This is a genomic window from Synoicihabitans lomoniglobus (assembly GCF_029023725.1).
Lineage (GTDB): Bacteria > Verrucomicrobiota > Verrucomicrobiia > Opitutales > Opitutaceae > Actomonas > Actomonas lomonigloba.
Map to the genome: position 1 here is coordinate 306,343 of NZ_CP119075.1, position 18,117 is coordinate 324,459.

12 protein-coding genes and 2 pseudogenes are annotated in these 18,117 nt (G+C 60.8%); 12 read left to right on the plus strand and 2 right to left on the minus strand.

What is annotated here, in order from left to right:
- The first annotated feature begins 81 nt into the window (after positions 1–81).
- The 9 genes and pseudogenes from PXH66_RS01155 to PXH66_RS23185 all read left to right on the plus strand — a co-directional run.
- A complete protein-coding gene (locus PXH66_RS01155) occupies positions 82–2,907 on the plus strand; it encodes a PD-(D/E)XK nuclease family protein (protein ID WP_330932195.1) in 2,826 nt (941 codons plus the stop codon).
- A complete protein-coding gene (locus PXH66_RS01160) occupies positions 2,904–6,032 on the plus strand; it encodes a UvrD-helicase domain-containing protein (RefSeq protein ID WP_330929404.1) in 3,129 nt (1,042 codons plus the stop codon). Before PXH66_RS01155 ends, PXH66_RS01160 begins: the two co-directional genes overlap by 4 nt.
- Before the next feature lie 74 nt (positions 6,033–6,106).
- Positions 6,107–6,202: an AURKAIP1/COX24 domain-containing protein gene (locus tag PXH66_RS23085; RefSeq protein WP_221030630.1), complete on the plus strand. Its 96-nt coding sequence runs from the start codon at positions 6,107–6,109 to the stop codon at positions 6,200–6,202.
- Positions 6,203–6,495: 293 nt separating this feature from the next.
- Positions 6,496–7,533 (plus strand): hypothetical protein, encoded by a 1,038-nt coding sequence (locus PXH66_RS01165; protein ID WP_330929405.1) that lies wholly within the window; start codon positions 6,496–6,498, stop codon positions 7,531–7,533.
- Positions 7,511–8,122: a hypothetical protein gene (locus PXH66_RS01170; RefSeq protein WP_330929406.1), complete on the plus strand. Its 612-nt coding sequence runs from the start codon at positions 7,511–7,513 to the stop codon at positions 8,120–8,122. Before PXH66_RS01165 ends, PXH66_RS01170 begins: the two co-directional genes overlap by 23 nt.
- Positions 8,123–8,202: 80 nt before the next feature.
- Positions 8,203–8,712 carry a hypothetical protein gene (locus tag PXH66_RS01175; protein ID WP_330932196.1) on the plus strand — a complete coding sequence of 170 codons (510 nt, stop codon included), beginning with the start codon at positions 8,203–8,205 and terminating at the stop codon, positions 8,710–8,712.
- Positions 8,709–9,224, plus strand: a complete 516-nt coding sequence (locus PXH66_RS01180) for a hypothetical protein (RefSeq protein WP_330929408.1) — start codon at positions 8,709–8,711, stop codon at positions 9,222–9,224. The genes PXH66_RS01175 and PXH66_RS01180 overlap by 4 nt, the downstream gene beginning before the upstream one ends.
- A gap of 2 nt (positions 9,225–9,226) precedes the next feature.
- Positions 9,227–11,065, plus strand: a complete 1,839-nt coding sequence (locus PXH66_RS01185; RefSeq protein WP_330929409.1) for a secretin N-terminal domain-containing protein — start codon at positions 9,227–9,229, stop codon at positions 11,063–11,065.
- Between the two features lie 96 nt (positions 11,066–11,161).
- Positions 11,162–12,826: pseudogene (locus PXH66_RS23185) on the plus strand (Ig-like domain-containing protein); the annotation flags it as partial.
- A gap of 8 nt (positions 12,827–12,834) precedes the next feature.
- On the opposite strand, the gene PXH66_RS01190 reads toward PXH66_RS23185, so the two are convergent.
- On the minus strand, positions 12,835–13,023 hold the full coding sequence (locus PXH66_RS01190) for a hypothetical protein (RefSeq protein ID WP_330929410.1): 189 nt from the start codon (positions 13,021–13,023) through the stop codon (positions 12,835–12,837).
- A 1-nt stretch (position 13,024) separates the two neighbouring features.
- Between PXH66_RS01190 and PXH66_RS23190 the strand changes: the two are divergent.
- Positions 13,025–13,960: pseudogene (locus tag PXH66_RS23190) on the plus strand (Ig-like domain-containing protein); the annotation flags it as partial.
- An 84-nt stretch (positions 13,961–14,044) separates the two neighbouring features.
- A complete protein-coding gene (locus tag PXH66_RS01195) occupies positions 14,045–15,772 on the plus strand; it encodes an Ig-like domain-containing protein (protein WP_330929411.1) in 1,728 nt (575 codons plus the stop codon).
- 488 nt (positions 15,773–16,260) lie between these two features.
- Here the strand turns inward: PXH66_RS01195 and PXH66_RS01200 are convergent, their stop codons facing one another.
- Entirely contained in the window at positions 16,261–16,875 is a 615-nt protein-coding gene (locus tag PXH66_RS01200; RefSeq protein WP_330929412.1) for a CPBP family glutamic-type intramembrane protease, read from the minus strand.
- Positions 16,876–17,006: 131 nt separating this feature from the next.
- Here PXH66_RS01200 and PXH66_RS01205 point away from each other — a divergent pair, with 131 nt between their 5' ends.
- Positions 17,007–18,029: a polyprenyl synthetase family protein gene (locus PXH66_RS01205; protein WP_330929413.1), complete on the plus strand. Its 1,023-nt coding sequence runs from the start codon at positions 17,007–17,009 to the stop codon at positions 18,027–18,029.
- The last annotated feature ends 88 nt before the right edge of the window (positions 18,030–18,117 follow it).

Below are 18,117 nucleotides of genomic sequence, written 5' to 3' on the forward strand. Positions count from 1 at the left end.
TTCTCCGTTTTTTAAAAACCCCGCGCAGCTTCGGCTTTGCGGGGTTTTTGTTTTGGCGTGGTGGGCCGAGACCGGTAGCTGATGAGTTCCTTGCCCGACTCTGCTACCGCTTCTCCTGCTTTGACTGTGTTGCCGTGGGATCAACCCGTGCCGCGCACCGTGGCGAAATGGTTGGCCGAGGAAGTGGCGTGGCGTGGCGACGAGCCGTTGGATTTGGGCGATTGGGTGGTGGTCGTGCCCAGCCGGGGAGCGGGGCGTCGTTTGCGTGAAGCGTTGGCCGTGCTCGCCGCCGCAAGCGGTCAGGCGGTTTTTCCCCCACGGGTGATGATGCCCGAGGCGTTGCCGGCGACCTTGGCCGCGCTGCCAGCGATCGCCAGTCGCAGCGAAGCGCAGATGGCCTGGGTGCGAGTATTGCTGGAGGCGCGGTTGTCGGAATATCGGGCAGTGATTCCGTTGGACCCGCCTCGCCGGGATTTTAACTGGGCCCACGCGCTGGCGACACGGTTGCAGCGCGTGCAGGGCGAGTTGGGGGAGGAGGGCCTGCGCATGGTCGATGTCGCGGCCACGCCCGACTTTCCCGAGACGGTGCGGTGGCAGCAACTCGCCCGCCTCGAGGGCGCTTTCGACGACGTATTGGCCGGAGCGGGACTTACCGCGCGCGCTGCGGCAGAACGCCGGGCGCTGAGCGCGGTGACGCTGCCACCGGGGTGTCGTCGTGCGGCCGTGCTGGCCGCCCCCGATTTGTTGGCGGTGGCTCGCCGCTACTTGGAAGCGTTGGCGATGCACGTGCGCGTGGATGTGGTGGTGGTGGGTGAGCCCGATGAAGATGGGGCGGCTCGATTTGATGCGTGGGGGCGTCCGCGCACGGACCATTGGTCGCCACGTCCCTTTGCCCTGCCCGCGTTTGATCAACAAGTGCGGTTGGAACCCGACCCGAGCGCGCAGGCGCAACGCATCGCGACCATTGCCGCGCAGGCCCCCGAGCCGGACGAATGGTTGACGGTGACACTGGCGGACCCGGCGGTGGCGGCACCGTTGCAAAACGAGCTCACCAACGCCGGATTGCCATGCTTTAATCCGGAGGGGGAACCGTGGGCGCGCGGGCCGTTGTATGGATTGCTCGGCGGGTGGGCGGAGTTGCTGGCGGAACCGTCGGTGCGGGCGGTCGGGCACCTGTTGCATCAACCTGATTTGTTGAAGTATTGGTCGGCGTCCCCAGTCGACTTTTCGGCCGAAACCTTGCTCAAACAGTGGGACCGTTTACGGGGAGAGTTTTTACCGACCGATCTGGCGGCGGCGCAGCGGCAGGCGGCGCGATTTCCGATGTTGGCGCGGGCGCTGGCGGATTTGGACCGTTGGCGGCAACGCCTGCTCCGGGAACCTTTTGGCGAGTCGGCCATTGCGGTGCTGGGCGAGTTCTACGCGGGGCGCGCGATCGCGTCGGGCTCCGCTTTGGCCGATGCGGCCGAGCATTGGGTGGAAACGGTCCAGACGGTGGATCGCGCCGCGCGGTTGTATGACGCGCTGACTACGGCGGAGCGTTGGCAATGGGCTTTGCGCGTCTTTACAGAGGGAGCGCGATTTGGCCCCAAACCGGCCGGGGCCTTGGAGCTCGGAGGATGGTTGGAATTGCTCTGGAGCGACGCGCCGCGACTGGTGCTGGCGGGGGCCAACGACGGATGTTTACCCGACGCCGTTTCCGGTGACGCCTTTCTGCCGGAAGCACTGCGGGAGATGCTGGGGCTGCGCACCAACGCGGAGCGTCTTGCCCGCGATGCTTATCTGCTGGCGGCCGCCGTCGCGTCGCGGCCCGGACCGCGCGACGTGGAGATTTTGGTCGGCAAAACGACACGAGCCGGGGAGCCGCTGCGGCCTTCGTCGTTGCTGTTGCTCACGCGCGACGCCGATCTACCCGGTCGGGTGCGTCATCTGTTTCGGGCCGCTGCCTCGCGGGGGGCGAACCTGCCATGGCGGCGGGCGTGGCGGATGGACCCGCGGCAGGCCCCGCCCCCGGTGCGTGTATCCGTCACGGCGTTACGGGATTGGATGGCGTGTCCGTTTCGCTTTTATCTGAAGCACGTGCTGCGCATGGAGGCGCTGGACTTGGCCAAGGTGGAGCTCGACGCGCGTGACTTCGGCACACTGGTGCACGCGGCCCTGCAGGCGATGGGGGAGGACGAGGCGCTGCGCGACAGCGCGGACGAGGCGATCTTGAGCGCCGGTTTGTTGGCCAAGTTCGACGCGGAGGCGCAGGCCCGTTTTGGCGAAAATCGCAGTTTGCCGTTGGTCATCCAGTTGGAATCCGGGCGACAGCGGTTGCGCCGGGCGGCGGCTTTGCAGGCACAAATCCGGACCGACGGATGGCGCATCGAAGCGGTGGAACACGAATTCTCGATCCCGATCGGTCCGCTGCAGGTGCGCGGTAAAATCGATCGGATTGACCGCCACGACGACGGCCGGGTGCGGGTCATCGACTATAAGACATCCGATGCTCCCGCCGCGCCGCTGGATGCGCATTTGGGCCGGGTGCGGGAGGCCGATTTAGCGCGTCCGGAGTGGCTGCGTTGGGAGTGGGCCGGAAAGGAAAAGCGCTGGGTCGATCTGCAACTGCCGCTCTATTGTCGCGCCTTGGCGGCGGATTACGGCACCGAGCTGAGTTGTGCCTATTTCAACCTTTCCAAGGCGGTGGGGGAAACCGATCTGTCTTTCTGGCCGGAGGGCGACCCTGCGCTGCAGGCGGCGGCCGAGGCCTGCGCGGAGCATATCGCGGCGGCGATCGGTGCGGGTGAATTCTGGCCGCCGGTGGAGGAAATGGGGTGGGGGGACGAGGACTGGGCCACGTTGTTTCATCACGGGGTGGCCGCCAGTGTCGCCGATGGATGGATACAACAGGGAGGGGCGTCGTGAGCGATCTCGGTCACCTGATGATTCTGGCGTCGGCGGGCGCGGGGAAAACCTATGCGCTGACGACTCGTTTTGTGCGTTTGCTGGCGCTGGGGGCTCCGCCCGAGCGCATCGTGGCGCTGACTTTTACGCGCAAGGCGGCGGGCGAGTTTTTTGACGAGATTCTGAACCGTTTGGCGGCGGCGGCGACCGAGGCGAAGGCGGCGCGCACGCTCGCGCGGGAGATCGAACAGGGGGACTTCGGGACCGAAGATTTCCTGGGACTGCTCCGGGCCATGATCAACGCGATGTCGCGATTGCACCTCGGGACGTTGGATGGGTTCTTTTCCCGGCTCGTGCAGGCGTTTCCGCTCGAGCTGGGTCTCGGTGGTGAGTTCACGTTGCTGGAGGAAGCGACGGCCCGGCGGGAACGTCAGCGTGTGCTGGGCTTGATTTTTGGCGTCGGCGCGACGAGCGAGGCGGCGCGGGATGACTTTCTGGAGGCCTTCAAACGGGCGACCTACGGGGTGGAGGAGAAGGGGCTGCAGCGACGGCTGGACCGGTTTTTGGATGAGCACGGTGAAACTTATCTGGCGGCACCGAACGGCGACGCCTGGGGAAATCCGGCGCGAATCTGGCCGGAGGGTTGTCCGTGGTTGGATGAGTCCGAACCGATCGCGGCGGCGGCCGAGCGTTGTCGCGAGGCGTTGCCCTGGGCGGAGTTCAATGAAAAGCAACGCGCCCGGTGGGAGGACTTTTTCACGGCGCTGCAGGAGTGGGTGCCCGGGGCCGTGTTGCCGAAGCCGGTGGAATACCTGCTGAAGAATGCGTTGGCCGTGTGGGACGGCCTGTGGGCCGGCGATGCGGTCATGACCATCGAACGACGCAAGGTGTCGCTGGATCCGGCGACGGGTCGTGCGATTGCCGGGGTGATGCGAGCGATCGTGGCGGCGGAGTTCACTCGTAAATTCGAGATCACCCGGGGTATTCACGCGGTGTTGGCACTCTACGATCGCGTCTACGACGACCAAGTGAGACGCACGGGACAACTTACGTTTGCCGACGTGCAGCGACTGTTGCAGCCGGATGGTCCCGGCGCGATGGACGCGGAGCGGCGACTGTTGATCGATTGGCGGTTGGACGCGCGCTTCGATCACTGGTTGCTCGACGAATTCCAGGACACCAGCCGGCGGCAGTGGGCGATTCTGCGAAATCTCATCGATGAGGCGGTGCAGGACCCGGAAGGTCGGCGAAGCTTTTTTTACGTCGGTGACGTGAAGCAGGCGATCTACGCATGGCGCGGGGGTGATGCGCGTTTGTTTCGGGAAATATTCGACTACTACAATGAGGCGGCACCGGGCTCGATTGGGGAGCAACACCTGACGCAGTCCTGGCGTTCCGGACCGGCCGTGATCGCGATGGTCAATGCCGTCTGCGGTGAGGCGGATGCGTTGAGCGCGATGGTCCCGCCGGTCGTGGTGGAACGTTGGATACGCGATTGGCGGGCGCATGAATCGGCCCGACCCCAACTGGCGGGGTTCGCGGCGCTGCGGCAAGCGGACGACGAGGCGGGGCGCTTTGCGGAGACGTTGCGCATTCTGGGCGACATCGACCCGGCGGAGCGCGGCCTGACCGTGGCGGTGTTGGTGCAGAAAAACGATACGGGCGCACGCTTGGCGGAGTATCTGCGCGCCGAGGGGGGATTGGCGGCGATCGCGGAGAGCGACCTGCACATCGCTTTCGACAACCCGTTCACATGCGGGTTGCTTGCCCTGCTGCGCTGGGCGGCGTATCCGGCCGACAGCATGGCGCGGGAAGCGGTCGCGATGTCGCCGGTGGCCCGGGTGCTGGATGAGTTGGGTTGGCGCGATCCCAGTCAGGTTTGCACGGAAGTGTTGGCGGAAATCGATGCGGCGGGATTTGCCGGGATGTTGTTCGACTGGGTGCGGCGGATGGAACCGCATATCGCGGCGGACGATCACTTCAGCCGACTGCGCGGGCGGCAATTGATCGAAGCCGCGGAAGCGTTCGATGAAAACGGCGGGCGCGATGTGGCGGAGTTTCTCGATTGGATGGCGGCGCACACGCTGCGCGAGGCGGAGGCCCCGGGAGTGATCCGCGTGATGACCGTGCACAAAGCCAAAGGATTGGGGTTCGATGTCGTGGTGTTGCCCGATTTGCAGGGGCAAAGTGTGGACCAGCGGCGCAAGGGGTTGGCCGTGCACCGGGACGCGCACCACGAGGTGGATTGGGTGCTGGACCTGCCCACGATGCAGTTGGCGCAGAATGATTCCGTCTTCGCGGAACAGATTGACGCGGAGAAGGCCGAGTCGGCTTACGAGGCATTGTGCAAACTTTACGTGGCGCTCACCCGGGCGAAGCAGGCGCTTTACGTGGTGATGGAGCCGGTCGGGCGATCGAGTTCCCGGAATTTTCCCAAACTGCTGACGCAGGCCTTGGGTGAAACGTGGCAGGCGGGGGATCCGGATTGGTTCAGAGATCTGTCGACGCCGGAAGCGGACGTTGCGGTGGCGGATGAGTCCTCCCGAATTGAACCGCCGGAGCAAATCGAGCGTATGGTGCGTCGATCACCTCGCACGCCCGCGGGCGGCGCGACCGTTTTCTTGCCGGGCGAGCGCTGGTTTGCGGCCAAATCGAGTTCCCGGGCGGCATGGGGCACGACGGTGCACGAGCTGCTGGGCACCATCGAATGGCTGACGGCGGAGGAACTCGGCGACTGGGTTGAGCGAATGATCACGGCGGGCCGCGATGCGGAGGCAGTCAGGGCGGTCGCCGAGCTCTGGAAGAGTGCGGAGACCCGCGCCCTCTTTGAACGTCCCTCCACGGGTGAGACCGATGTATGGCGGGAGCGAGCCTACGAATGGGCTGATGGTGCGACTTGGACATCGGGTGTTTTCGATCGCGTGGTGGTTGAGCGGGACGACCGCGGAATGGCCCGGTCTTTAAAGGTTTACGACTTTAAGACTGATGAAGTTGGCCAAGGGTCGTTGGATGCCCAAGCCGAAGGCTACCGACCGCAATTGACGCAATATGCCGAGGCGGCGGCCCGATTGGCCCAAGTAGCATTGTCGCAGGTCACGGTTGCGGTGGTTTTTGTGCGTGCAGGACGGGTGGTGGAATTGCGGTGAATTCGCGCTTTACACGCCCGAACGTGACCGGCAGGTTGTCCGGCTCTTTTCTTCAATCGAATCACTTTCCAGTCATGGGTAATCTCAAAAAGAAGCGCCGTCTCCAAATGAACAAGCACAAGCGTCGTAAGCGCTTGAAGTCGAACCGGCACAAGAAGCGTTCATGGTAAACGCTCGCGGTCACGCGTAGGCGTGGTCCGTTTCAGCTACCGTTTTCAAACCCGCTGTGGAGATGCAGCGGGTTTTTCGCGTGGGCGGAATGGGGCGTTTAAATGTAAAAAATCGAGCGCGAGAGCGGGTATGCTAATGGATGGTAAATACCTTTTTGCGAGGGCTTAAGCGCCGGAATTAGCCTTGTCTTGCCGGTCCTTCGGTTAGAGTTTTGCAATGTCACCGTCGTCTCGTCGGCTTATCATCCTTTCGCTGACTCAGACCCCGGAATACTCCCTACGTCACCCGCCGCATGTTTTTCGCCACCAAACCGAAAGGCCTTTTTGTCGAATTCGCCAATCACTCCCGTCGGGTGGTGAGGGCAAATTCGGCTACCAGTCCCATGGTCATTGAGGAGTTCGCCGCGTGCGATGAAACCGATGAAGAAGGCTGGGGGGAGATTCTGGAGCATTTTCTGCCCAAGAAATCCACGCATGGATTGCTGCAGGCTCAATGCAGCGTGTTTCCGGAAAAGCGATTGCTGCGGCGTTCCACCATCGATCCCCGACGGGTCAAGGAAGACGGGTATCTGAGCGAATTTGCCGCGAGCCAATATCGCATTGAGCCGGAAGGTTACAATTTGGCCTTCATCAATGCGTCCAACGGTGCGGAGTATAACATGGCCGACCCGACGGAGAAAGAGGTCATGGTGGTGGGCATTCCCAAGGAGGGCCTCGATGAAGCACAGGATGCGGTGCTGGCGGAGGGCGTTTACCCGGATCGTCTGGAGTTTGGCTCGCTGGCCTGCATCGGTGCCCTGGCGGACTATCTGAAGTTCAACGAGATCAAGGCGCCGGTGGTCGTGTTGGAACTGGAGCTCAATTCCGCGCACTCGTTCATCGTTTCGGCCGATGGGGTCGAGGCGTCGCGGTTGCTGCCGCATGGGCTCAGCTCGATGATACCAGTGGTGCAGAAGGAGCTCGGCTTGAAGGACGAGGAATCGGCGAAGAAATTGTTTTTCTCCAATACCTTCGACTTCACCGGCATGGGCCCGACCTTGATCAAGCGCCTCTTGCATGAGTTGCAGTCCTCCATCGGGTTTTTCGAAGTTCAGACCGGACAATCCATCAGCAGTGTGTTCTGCCCCAATCTTTCCTCGAAGTTGTCCTGGTTGGAGGAAGTCATCGCGACCCAACTTGGCGTGGGCCAGTTGAAGTTAAACCTCATGCCATGGTTGGAGTCTCGGGGCATTACGATTGCTCCCAGTGCCGCCGAATTGGAGCTCACCCGCGAATGGTTTGGGGTGCTCAGTCTCATGCCTCGATACGATGCTATCAAAACTGAAGAATAAGACCGAGTCGGCGACTTCGAAGCTGCCGGCTTGGCATCTCGACTTTCGCAACACCGATCGACTTCCCGATGTGAAGCCGATTCGGACGGCGTTTTTCATCAATGTCATCGCGATCCTGATCGCCGCGGCGACGCTGTTCAATTTCGGCAGTCAGGAGATGCAGATCTATTCCATGAACGCCGAGATATCGCGGTTGGAGGATCAGATTGCGAAGGATCAGTATCCCAGTGCGGCCGCGGTGAAGCTCTTCAAGGAGTTCCAAGCGGACGAAAAGAAAATCAACGAAGTGGCCGAGTTTGTGAAGGCGCCGTTGAAACTCTCCACCTTCATGCTGCACCTGGGTGAGATCCTGCCCGAAAACATCATGATCAATTCGGTGGATTGGCGGGGATCGGTCATCACGTTGCGAGGCGTGGTGTCAGGCACCCCTGACGAAGCCAGCGGCTACGCCTCTGGTTTGGTCGCGACGTTGGATGAGGATGAATTGTTCGGCCCCCTGTTTAGCGACGCGGCCCTCACCAGCCTGATCCGGAACCCGACCACCGGCAAACTGGCGATGGAGATACGCTTGGAGTTTACCGGCAAATAACCCTTGGACCGATCATGGCCTTCGACGCGCAAAACATAATTTTCTTCATAAAAAAACATCCCGTGGGAGTAGGGTGCGGGGTGTTGGCCGTTCTGCTCACCATCGGCAGTTACGTGCGGGCGGGGAATATCACCGAACTGGAGGCCACCCTCGAGGAGCGCACGCGGCTCAGCGAACGCTACAAAAACAATTTACGCTACGCGAACCGTCTACAGGCCGATGCCGCCAAGGTCAAAGAGGCGACCGATGCCATCAGCCGTCGGGCCATCGACCCATCGGCGTTGGCCACGAATCTCCAGTTCTTTTATCGTCTGGAATCTGAACTGGATCTGCGCCTGATCGACCTTCGCCAGGGCATCGCCGACCGTCCGAAGAAAGCCACGATCTACTCCGCCGTGCCCTACACCGTCGCGGTGGAAGGCACCTACATCCAGCTAATGGACTTCGTGCGGCGGCTGGAAACGGGAGGACACTATGTCCGGTTTCAGACTTCCAATTTCAACCCCAGTCGGGAAGCGGGGGGAGCGCTTACCGGCACCGATCCAAAAATCGTGCTCAGTCTCAACCTGCAACTGCTCGGCCGCCAATGAGACCCCTGAATATTCGTATCATCCTCGGGGCCCTCGCGCTCGGTTTGCTGGGGACCGCGGGGTGGGCGCAACGGGCCGACGTGCTGCCGCCCCAACGCCGCGTGGCCACCGTCGAACAAGCCGTGCATATGCTGGATCGCGGCGGCGATGAATCGCTGCCCGACGATCTCAATAATCCCTTTTTCCCGAATAGCATGAAGCCCAAGCCCAACGCGCCGGCTCCAGCTCCCGCAGCTCCGGGTGAACCCGAAGTGGTTCAGCCGACCGGACCGTCCAACGACTATGATCTGTTGGAAACCATCGCGCCGGAGCTGAATCCCTCGGGCACCATGATCCTGGGCGGACAACCGCTGCTGTTGTTTGGACAGAAAAAAATCCGCGTCGGGGATCAACTCCCGATCATTTACCAAGGTAAACGCTACACTCTCACCATCAGCGATATCGAATCGTCATTCTTCACCATCCGGCTCGGCGAAGCTGAATACACTCGGCCGATCAAAAACGACAACTGACCATGAGGACCAAACTGCTTTCCAATCTTCTGGGTGCTCTCACGCTGGGCCTTTTCGCGGTGACCACCGTATGGGCGCAGACCCCTCCCGCCGAAACCGAAACCACGATGGACCAGCCGTTCGATCCGGCCCCACCTTCCGCTCCCTCCGCCCCGGCGACGAGTGAGGGCATGGGCACCGCCGTCGAGGCCGAAGCTGTGGTGCCGACCGTCATCATCGAAGACGTCACGGCCAGTTCGGTGGCCCGGGGCCGCGACACGCTCTCCGTCGACTTTCCCGACGAGGAAATTCGCAACATTCTGCGCAACGTTGCCGATCTGTTCGAACTGAATCTCGTCATCCCGGACACCTTGCAGGGCAACACCTCGATCAAACTGCGCGACGTCACCTGGCGGCAGATTTTCGAAGTCGTGCTCGGCCCCGTGGGCTACACGTTTGTCGAAGAGGGCAACATCATCAAAGTCGTCAGCCAGGAGTCGTTGCTGCAGGAGCCGACCACCACCGACGTGTTTGTGATCAATTACGCCCGGGCCGGCGATTTACTCAGCTCGATTCAGCCGCTGATCGATACCGCGGTGGGTGGACGCATCGTGGTGAATGCCCGGAGCAATGCCCTTATCATCACCGAGCGGCCGTCCCGTCTGAGCCGTATTCGGCCCATCATCGAGCAACTCGACAAGGCCACCGATCAAGTCATGATCGAGTCGAAGTTTGTCGAGGTGACCAACCGCGACGTGAAGGATCTTGGCGTCAATTGGAGCTCGCTCGCCGGTTATCAAGTCGGGGTGGGGGGCATCAACCGCACTTACGATTCCACTCGCGGCAATGAATTTTCGAATAGCCGGGATGTATCCAACATCTCGGACAACACCGTGCTCGGGGAAAATGTGGTCACCAACTCCAACTCCAATGGCACCGATGCCACCAGCACCAGCGGCACCCAATCGACGGCGACGACGGGCGTTAACGCCACGGGCGGCGCTGCGACGGCCAACAGTTCGAGCTCGGTGACCTCCACACTGGCCAATACCAACACGCAGACGGACTCCTCGCTCTCGTCCGTGGCCGACACCACGACGACCCGCAACGAGAACAGCAACCTGGTTTCACAGTTGAGTAACTTGATCGGCACCGGCGGCACCGCCCGCGCGACCTCCGCCGTTTTTTCCGCCTCCGACTTCTCCCTCGTGCTCAGCGCGCTGCAGCAGCAGAACGACACCAAACTCGTCTCGAACCCGACCGTCGTCACGCTCAACAACACCGAAGCGCAGATCAACGTCGGCTCCGAGTATCCGATTCCCAATTACACCTACAACGCCGAACGCGGCACGTTCGAGGTCAGCGGCTTCGAGTATCGTCCGGTGGGTATTCTCCTTAAGGTCACGCCCCAAGTGAATGCCCAGGGTTTCATCAAGCTGACGATCGAACCTGAAGTCAGCAGCCAGAACGGCTTCACCAGCTTCGGCGGCGCGGGCGGTGCGCAGATTCCTATCATCGCAACGCGTAAAGCCAAGACACAGGTCTCGCTCAAGGACGGTTACACCATGGGCATCGGCGGCCTTATCGAGCAAAACACCCAAAACTCGGAGACGAAGGTTCCGTTCTTGGGCAATATTCCCGGCCTCGGTCGTCTTTTCCGTTCAGAGAGTCTCGACGAGGACAAGCGTAACTTGCTGATCTTCATCACCGCTAAAACGGTATCGGCGGAGGGGGCTCCGGCTGAGGAAATTTTTGATCCCCGTGCCATCCGCGAGATGCAATTGAGACGCGATGAACTCCCCGGTTACCGTGACGGCCCCGACCCCTTTCTCCCGCCGGTCACCACCGACGCCAACGAATAACCCCGAACTTCGGACCAACCAAGGATCACGATGAAAACGGGCAACCGACTTTTAAGAAACCTCCTCCTGCTGACCGCCTTCGGGTGGTTGGGAGCGATGGGACTTTTCGCACAGGAATCTCCCGTCCTGCGGGTGGACATTACCAACGTGAACGCCGGAGGTGTGGATTTCGGGACTCCGAATGAGTCCTATGGACAATCCAATAGTGCGGTAACGGTGACTGCCTTAGCAGAGGGCACCTTCACCGCCAGCAGTTTCACCTACTCGTTTTTCGTCAATGGAGTTTCGATTGGTCAGTCTCCTGGTGCCGTTGCTCCTCCTGCAACTGCGAGTGCTTCATGGGTTCCTCCCCGGCCCGGGGTCTACTACTTGACGGTGGCAGCCTCTGATGGCGTAACGACGGTGACGTCCCCGACCGTTAGGTTTTTTGCCACGGGTGCCACGATTACCAGCCCATTGGCCGGCACATTGGTTCCGGAAGGATCGTCCGTGACAATTAAGGCGGATGCCACACCCCAGCAGGCAGCGATTCAAAAAATTGAGTTTTTTGCAGACGGTGTTTTGCTCGGTTCCGATTCGACCGCTCCGTATTCGTTTGTTTATACTCCAACCGCTGCGGTGGGGAACTCGGTAAACATCACGGCGATGGCAACCGATGGCAATGGGTCGACCACGGGATTGACCAGTTCTGCCGTAAATTTGAGCATTGTTTCGCGTATCGGATCGATTCCGACGGTTGAAGTAGCCGCACCTGGCGATAACTCAATCATCGCAGTGCCGTCCGCTCCGATTGGGATCACGATAACCGCTAACGATAGCGATGGGCGGATCGATCGCGTGGAAATTTATGTGGACGGAGTATTGTTCGCGACTGACTTGGCGTTCCCTTACACTGCGGACTGGCAACCGTTGGCGGTTGGGCAGTATCGAATTAGTGCGTTGGCCTATGATGACAAAAATAACGTGGTCGCATCGCCGGTTAGTTCGATTTCAATCTCCGCGCCTCCCGCGGTTTCAATAAATTCACCCTCAAATGGGGTGGCGATTTCAGCGGGATCGACGATCAACGTGAAGGCATCCGCGTCCGACAGCGATGGCACCGTTAGCTCTGTTCAGTTTTTCGCCAGTGGAGAGTTTATTGGCGAGGACTTTACAGCCCCGTATGAGATAGCATGGACGCCTGCGAATGCCGATCCTGATAATCCCTTGACCGCGATTACCGCGCTGGCGACCGATAACCTCGGACTGTCGACCGTCTCTGCATCAGTTTCGGTATCGATACAAGGAAGCGGCGGTTCTGGCGGCGGTGGTGTGATTGGGGTCGAACCAACCGTTTCACTTACGACGCCAACGAACGGAGCCTCCCACCGCGTCAACACGCCATTAACTCTCGCGGCGAATGCTTCCGATGCCGATGGAAACATCCAGAAGGTCTCGTTCTACGCGAATTCGACATTGATCGGCACCGATGCGACCTACCCGTATACGACGGGATGGACCCCCACGGCCGTGGCGACCTTTTCTCTGGAGGCCCGAGCGACGGACAATGATGGGAATTTGGTTACGAGCGCCCCCGTCTCTTTGGCCGTCACTGACCCTAGTGGCGGATCACCGAGTGTGGTGGTAAGTTCTCCGGCCGCAGGTTCGGTTGTCCAAGTGGGGACCACCGCCACAGTGATCGTGGCGGCAAGTGATACCGACGGTTCGATCGCTTCCGTTGAGCTGTTTCTCGATGGGCAAGTGTTGGGGACGAGTGACACGACTTCTCCTTATATCTTCTCGTGGACTCCGGAGGCTCCCGGAGTGTTTTCGCTCACAGCTCGGGCAACCGACAATGCGGGCAATGTAACGACAAGCACGGCGGTGGCGGTGAACGCGGCGGACGCGAGTTCGTCTCCTCCCACCGTCTCAATTATTTCACCGACTTCGACCAGCAGTTTGGTTGCCGGTTTCAGCACGAACCTGATCGCGAACGCGCTCGATTCGGACGGGCAAATTGCCAGTGTTCAGTTTTTCGTAAATGGTCGCAATCAAGGTGCACCAGACACGACCGAGCCCTTTATAACCGCCTGGGTTCCGAGTTCGTCGGGAAGCTATTCCCTTCACGCTGTCGCCACAGATACCTCCGGCAACCAAACGACTGGCGCGACGGTTACGGTATCGGTTCAGGCGAATACCGCCCCAACCGTTTCCATTACCAGTCCGTTCGTGGGCAACATTTTGGTCGTGAATGCGCCTACCTCCTTACGCGCCACCGCGGTCGACTCCGGACCGAATGGGAGTGTAGCGGCGGTTGAATTCTTCGCTAATGGCACGAGCGTGGGGACGGACAATGTCTTTCCGTATGCGCTCGATTGGACCCCCACTGCGGTGGGGCCGGTCACGCTCACAGCCGTCGTCACGGATACGGGCGGTAATCTTGGCACTTCCGCAAGAGTCGATGTGGTCGTTACGGGTGGGGTCGATCCGGTGGTCAACCTCACCTCTCCTACAGCAGGATCGGGATATGTGGTGGGTAGTCCCATCGCATTGTCCGCGAGTGCCAGCGCCGGCGCACCCGCAAGTGTCGCCTCTGTAATTTTTATCGCGAATGGGTTTCCCATCGCGACCGACGCAGTCGCTCCATTTAACGGCATATGGGTTCCAACTTCGGCAGGAACCTATGAAGTCTCCGCTCGTATTTCCGATAATCTGGGTAACATAGCCACCAGTTCCACGGTGAGCATTACCGTTGCGAATAACACGCCACCAATGGTGAATCTGACGAGTCCTTCAAATGGCTCATCGTTTGGTGCGGGAACTCCCATTACTTTTACTGCGAATGCATCCGACATTGATGGATCGCTCACCAGTGTAGCGTTTTTCGCGAGCGGCGTTCAAATAGGCACGGACACAGCCGCACCTTTCAGTATAACTTGGACCCCTTCAGCGGCTAGCACCTACAGCATTACGGCCCGGGCGACCGACAATTCCGGCAACGTGACGCAATCTGATACGTTGAGTGTCTCGGTGGTCGGCAATACGGCGCCCTCGGTTTCGCTCACTTCGCCCGGCGCCGGCAGCACGGTGCTGTTGGGTAGCTCCACCGCTCTGACCGCCAGTGCATCCGACTCAGACGGAACGGTGGCGGCGGTGAGCTTCTACGCCAACGGTGTGTTGATCGGCACGGATGCGGAAGCTCCCTATACGATGAACTGGACGCCGAGCGCGGCCGGCATTTACCGTTTGCAAGTCAGCGCGTCAGATAGCGGCAGCCAAACGACGACGTCGACTCAGGTCGTGGTCGCGGTGGTCGATGCGGCGGAGGTTGAAACCGACACGGTTTACTCCGGCACCTATATCGCCGGCTTCGAGATCGGCCAGTTCACCATTGTGCGTCGCGGCACCGTCAGTGCCACATTCATCGGCAAGAGCAATGGCGCCAATCCCACCATCTATGTCTACAAGGATATCGCGGTGGACTCGGCCGGTAATTTCTCACTGGTCCAAAGTGGGCAGACCGTGATCTCAGGCACGTTCAGCGACGCCGGCGTGAATGGTCAATTCGACAACAACCGGGCCATTCTGATCGGGGTCGCATCCTTCCCCAGTTTGACTTACACGGGCCCGAACGGCGTGATCTACGGTAGTCTGTTTTCTCAAAACGATAGTGAACTGCTCATGATCGCCGCTCCCGATGGTAAGCTCACTGTGCTGGCCTCGAGTGGCGGTAACCGCACGGTGGGATTCGGTGCCTTCGGCGCGAACAATACCTTTACGGTGTCCACCAGCGATGGGGGCACGATCACTGGCACCCTCGATGCGACAACGGGCTTTGTTCAGGGCTTCGCCCGGGGCGGGGCGGTTTCCGGCACCATCCGGGCGGCGCTGAGCTCTCCGGCTCCGGCCGCGGACGGGTTCCTGCGCAATCTCTCGACTCGCGGATACGTCGGCACCGGCGAATCAATCCTCGTGGCTGGCTTTGTCGTCAATGGTGCGACCCCGAAACAAGTGCTGGTCCGGGCCATTGGTCCCACGTTGGCCAACTACGGTGTCTCGGGCGTCGTCACGGACCCGACGCTCAAGGTCTACAGCGGTGCCACCGTGGTTGCCAGCAATGACAACTGGGGCACTGATGCCGCCGTGCCCGGCGCCACTGCCACGATTGGTGCGTTCGCTTTGCCAACCGGCAGCGCGGATTCTGCGCTCGTCACTACGCTCAATCCTGGACCCTACACCGCCCAAGTCTCCGGTGTAAGTGGCGCGACGGGAGTGGGGTTGGTCGAAATCTACGACCTCGATACGCAAACGCCGTTCTCGGACGACAAGATGCTCAACGTCGCGACCCGCGGTCGCGTCGGGGCGGGCGACCAGGCATTGATCGCCGGCGTGATCGTCAATGGCACCACGCCGAAACGCGTGCTCATCCGCGCGGTGGGACCCACCTTGTCCGAGTTTGGTATTGCGGGACCATTGGCCAATCCGGTGCTGGAGCTCGTGCGTCAGTCCGACGGCAGCACGGTCCGCCAAAACGATAATTGGCAAAGGGGCAATGATGCGGCCGGTGTGGTCCAGGCTTCCAGTGAAGTGGGGGCGTTCGCCCTGCCGTCCGGTAGTCTGGATGCCGTGCTCCTCATCACGCTACCGCCGGGGAACTACACGGCGTTGGTCACGAGCGGCGATAACTCCAGCGGCATCGCGATCGTCGAAGTCTACGAAGTGCAGTGATGCGCTGCCGCGCTCGGTGCGTCACCATGCCGGTTGATTTTAACCTAATTAACGCAGTTCACAGAAGGTAACAAAGTTAACAAAGCGTTGTAATAACGTGAGTTAAATCGAGTAAGCGGCATGGCATCCAACTCACCTTACGGGTAAATGAATTGATGCCCATAATCGCCTGCAACTCGTTCCAGCTTCGTGCTCTTCGTTGCCTTCTGTAAAATCCAACGGCGGAATCTCGGTTTAACGCAAAGCTGCCAAGCCGCCAAGTTACGGAGAGGCACCCCGCGCAGTAATTGGCGGCTTCGCGGCCTTGCGCCTTTGCGTTAAAATCCGGGACGGATGCCCACGCGCCGTTGGCATCACTCGCCGTCCCAGTTTCTCAGACCAATCGGATTTTACCCGAAGGCCGCAAAGTTCGCGCAGAATCATACCCCCATGGCTTTGCGAACTTCGCGTTCCTGGTGTGAAAAACCACGGTTGCGGGATGTTGGGCATCACCAGAGCCCGACGACGAAGCCTTGGGCGGCCTTAATCGCGAACACGCCGAGGTTTTTCGCCGCATGCGCGGCGAAACACGGGAGCAGCGACCGGGACGGGTTGGCCGGCATGAAGCGCACGGTGTAAAACCAGAGCGAGCTCGCGAACACGGCGCCGGTGCTGAACCAGCCTTTGGCGCCGAGGGTCCACGTCAGGGTGCCGTCGTCCCATTCCCACAGAAAGGGATGGATCAGCGCGAAGACGATCGAAGCGCCGAAGACGCCGCCCCATACCGCTGCGCGTCCCCGAGCTTCGGGCACGACGATGAAGCCGCGGAATATGATCTCCTCAATCACGGCGGCCACCAGGGTGTAGCAGCCGAAAAGCACGGTGATCTCCGACTGTTCCGCCGTGAGACCGAGGTGGATTTCCCCCCATGTTTCGCCCGCCAGAATCACCAGCGAACCCACCACGGCGATTACCATGGCGGTCGAGCGGGTGGGGCGGGCCCCGGGTAAACCGCCCGACGTCGGCTTGCCCTGGCGGTGGGCCTGCAGGTCGGTCCACCACAGGTGGGCGACATAGATGCCGACTCCCAGCATAAACAAGACGACCAACGGAGACGAAGACATGGGGCAGGGGACAACTCAGGCGTTCTTAAGGGAGCGGGGACTTAAGCACTTAACCGATGTATCACAACGCGAGCTTATTCCGGGAGTATTGGTTAGCAAAATGCATGAACACGCGTTTGGCTTTCCGCTTCATGCCAACCTCGCCGCCCTCCGCCTCCAGCCCGACCGCACCGCTTGAGTTTGCGTCGGTTTTCGCGCGTTTGAGTCCGCACGTAAAGGCGCTGGATGCGTGCCTGCGGGAGCAGATTCAAGCGTTCGAGCCGGAAGTCCGGGAGATGGCGGACTACTGCATCGATACCTCCGGCAAACGTATTCGCCCCGCGTTGGTGTTTCTGAGCGGTTGGCAGGATGACGCCGTGTCGCCCGCGCTGGTAAAGGTGGCGGCAGTGATCGAGCTGGTGCACCTCGCGACCCTCGTGCACGACGATATCATGGACGAAGCCGGCTTGCGCCGTGGTCGCGATACCGCCGTGAAGTCCTTCGGTCCGGAAGCCGCCGTTTTGTTGGGCGACGCGCTGTTTGCCCACGCCCTGCATTTGGCCGCCCAGTTTCCCACCACGGCCGTGTGCTCCGCCGTGGGGGAATCGACGCGCCGCGTCTGTGCCGGGGAAATCATCCAAACCATGCGCCGTGGCACCACTGCGATCACGCGCGAGGATTATTACCGGGTCATCGATCTGAAAACCGCCGAGCTCTTCCGGGTATCCTGTCACCTCGGCAGTCAACTGGGAGGTTACGATGACGATTTCGTGGCGGCAGCGACGATTTATGGACGCCAACTCGGGATCGCCTACCAGATCTTCGACGACCTGGCCGATTTCTTCGGCGAGGAAGGCAAGATCGGCAAAACCCTCGGCACCGATTTGGTCAGCGGTAAGTTGACCCTGCCGCTATTGGAGTTGGCGGATGCCCTCAAACCCACGGAGCGGGCCGCGCTCATGAGCGAAATCACCGGCCAGGCTGCGACCAACATGGAGCTGCGCCTGCGCCAATTGCGCGAACTCGACATTTTCGACCGGGTCAACGAAGCGCTGGAATCGCAGCTCCGAAAAGGCGAACGCGCGATCGGTGCTTTCGCGGCGCTGCCCGCGGTGCCGCGGTTACTTTCCCTGGCGGAAGTGCTCCGAGCCCAAGTGAAATTGCTGCAACCCTAACCTCAGAGCGGGCTGTGAAGCGCTGAAGTCGACGCAAATTCCGATTGATTGCATCGAACCGGTCCGCCAGTCTCCCGCCTCGTATGTC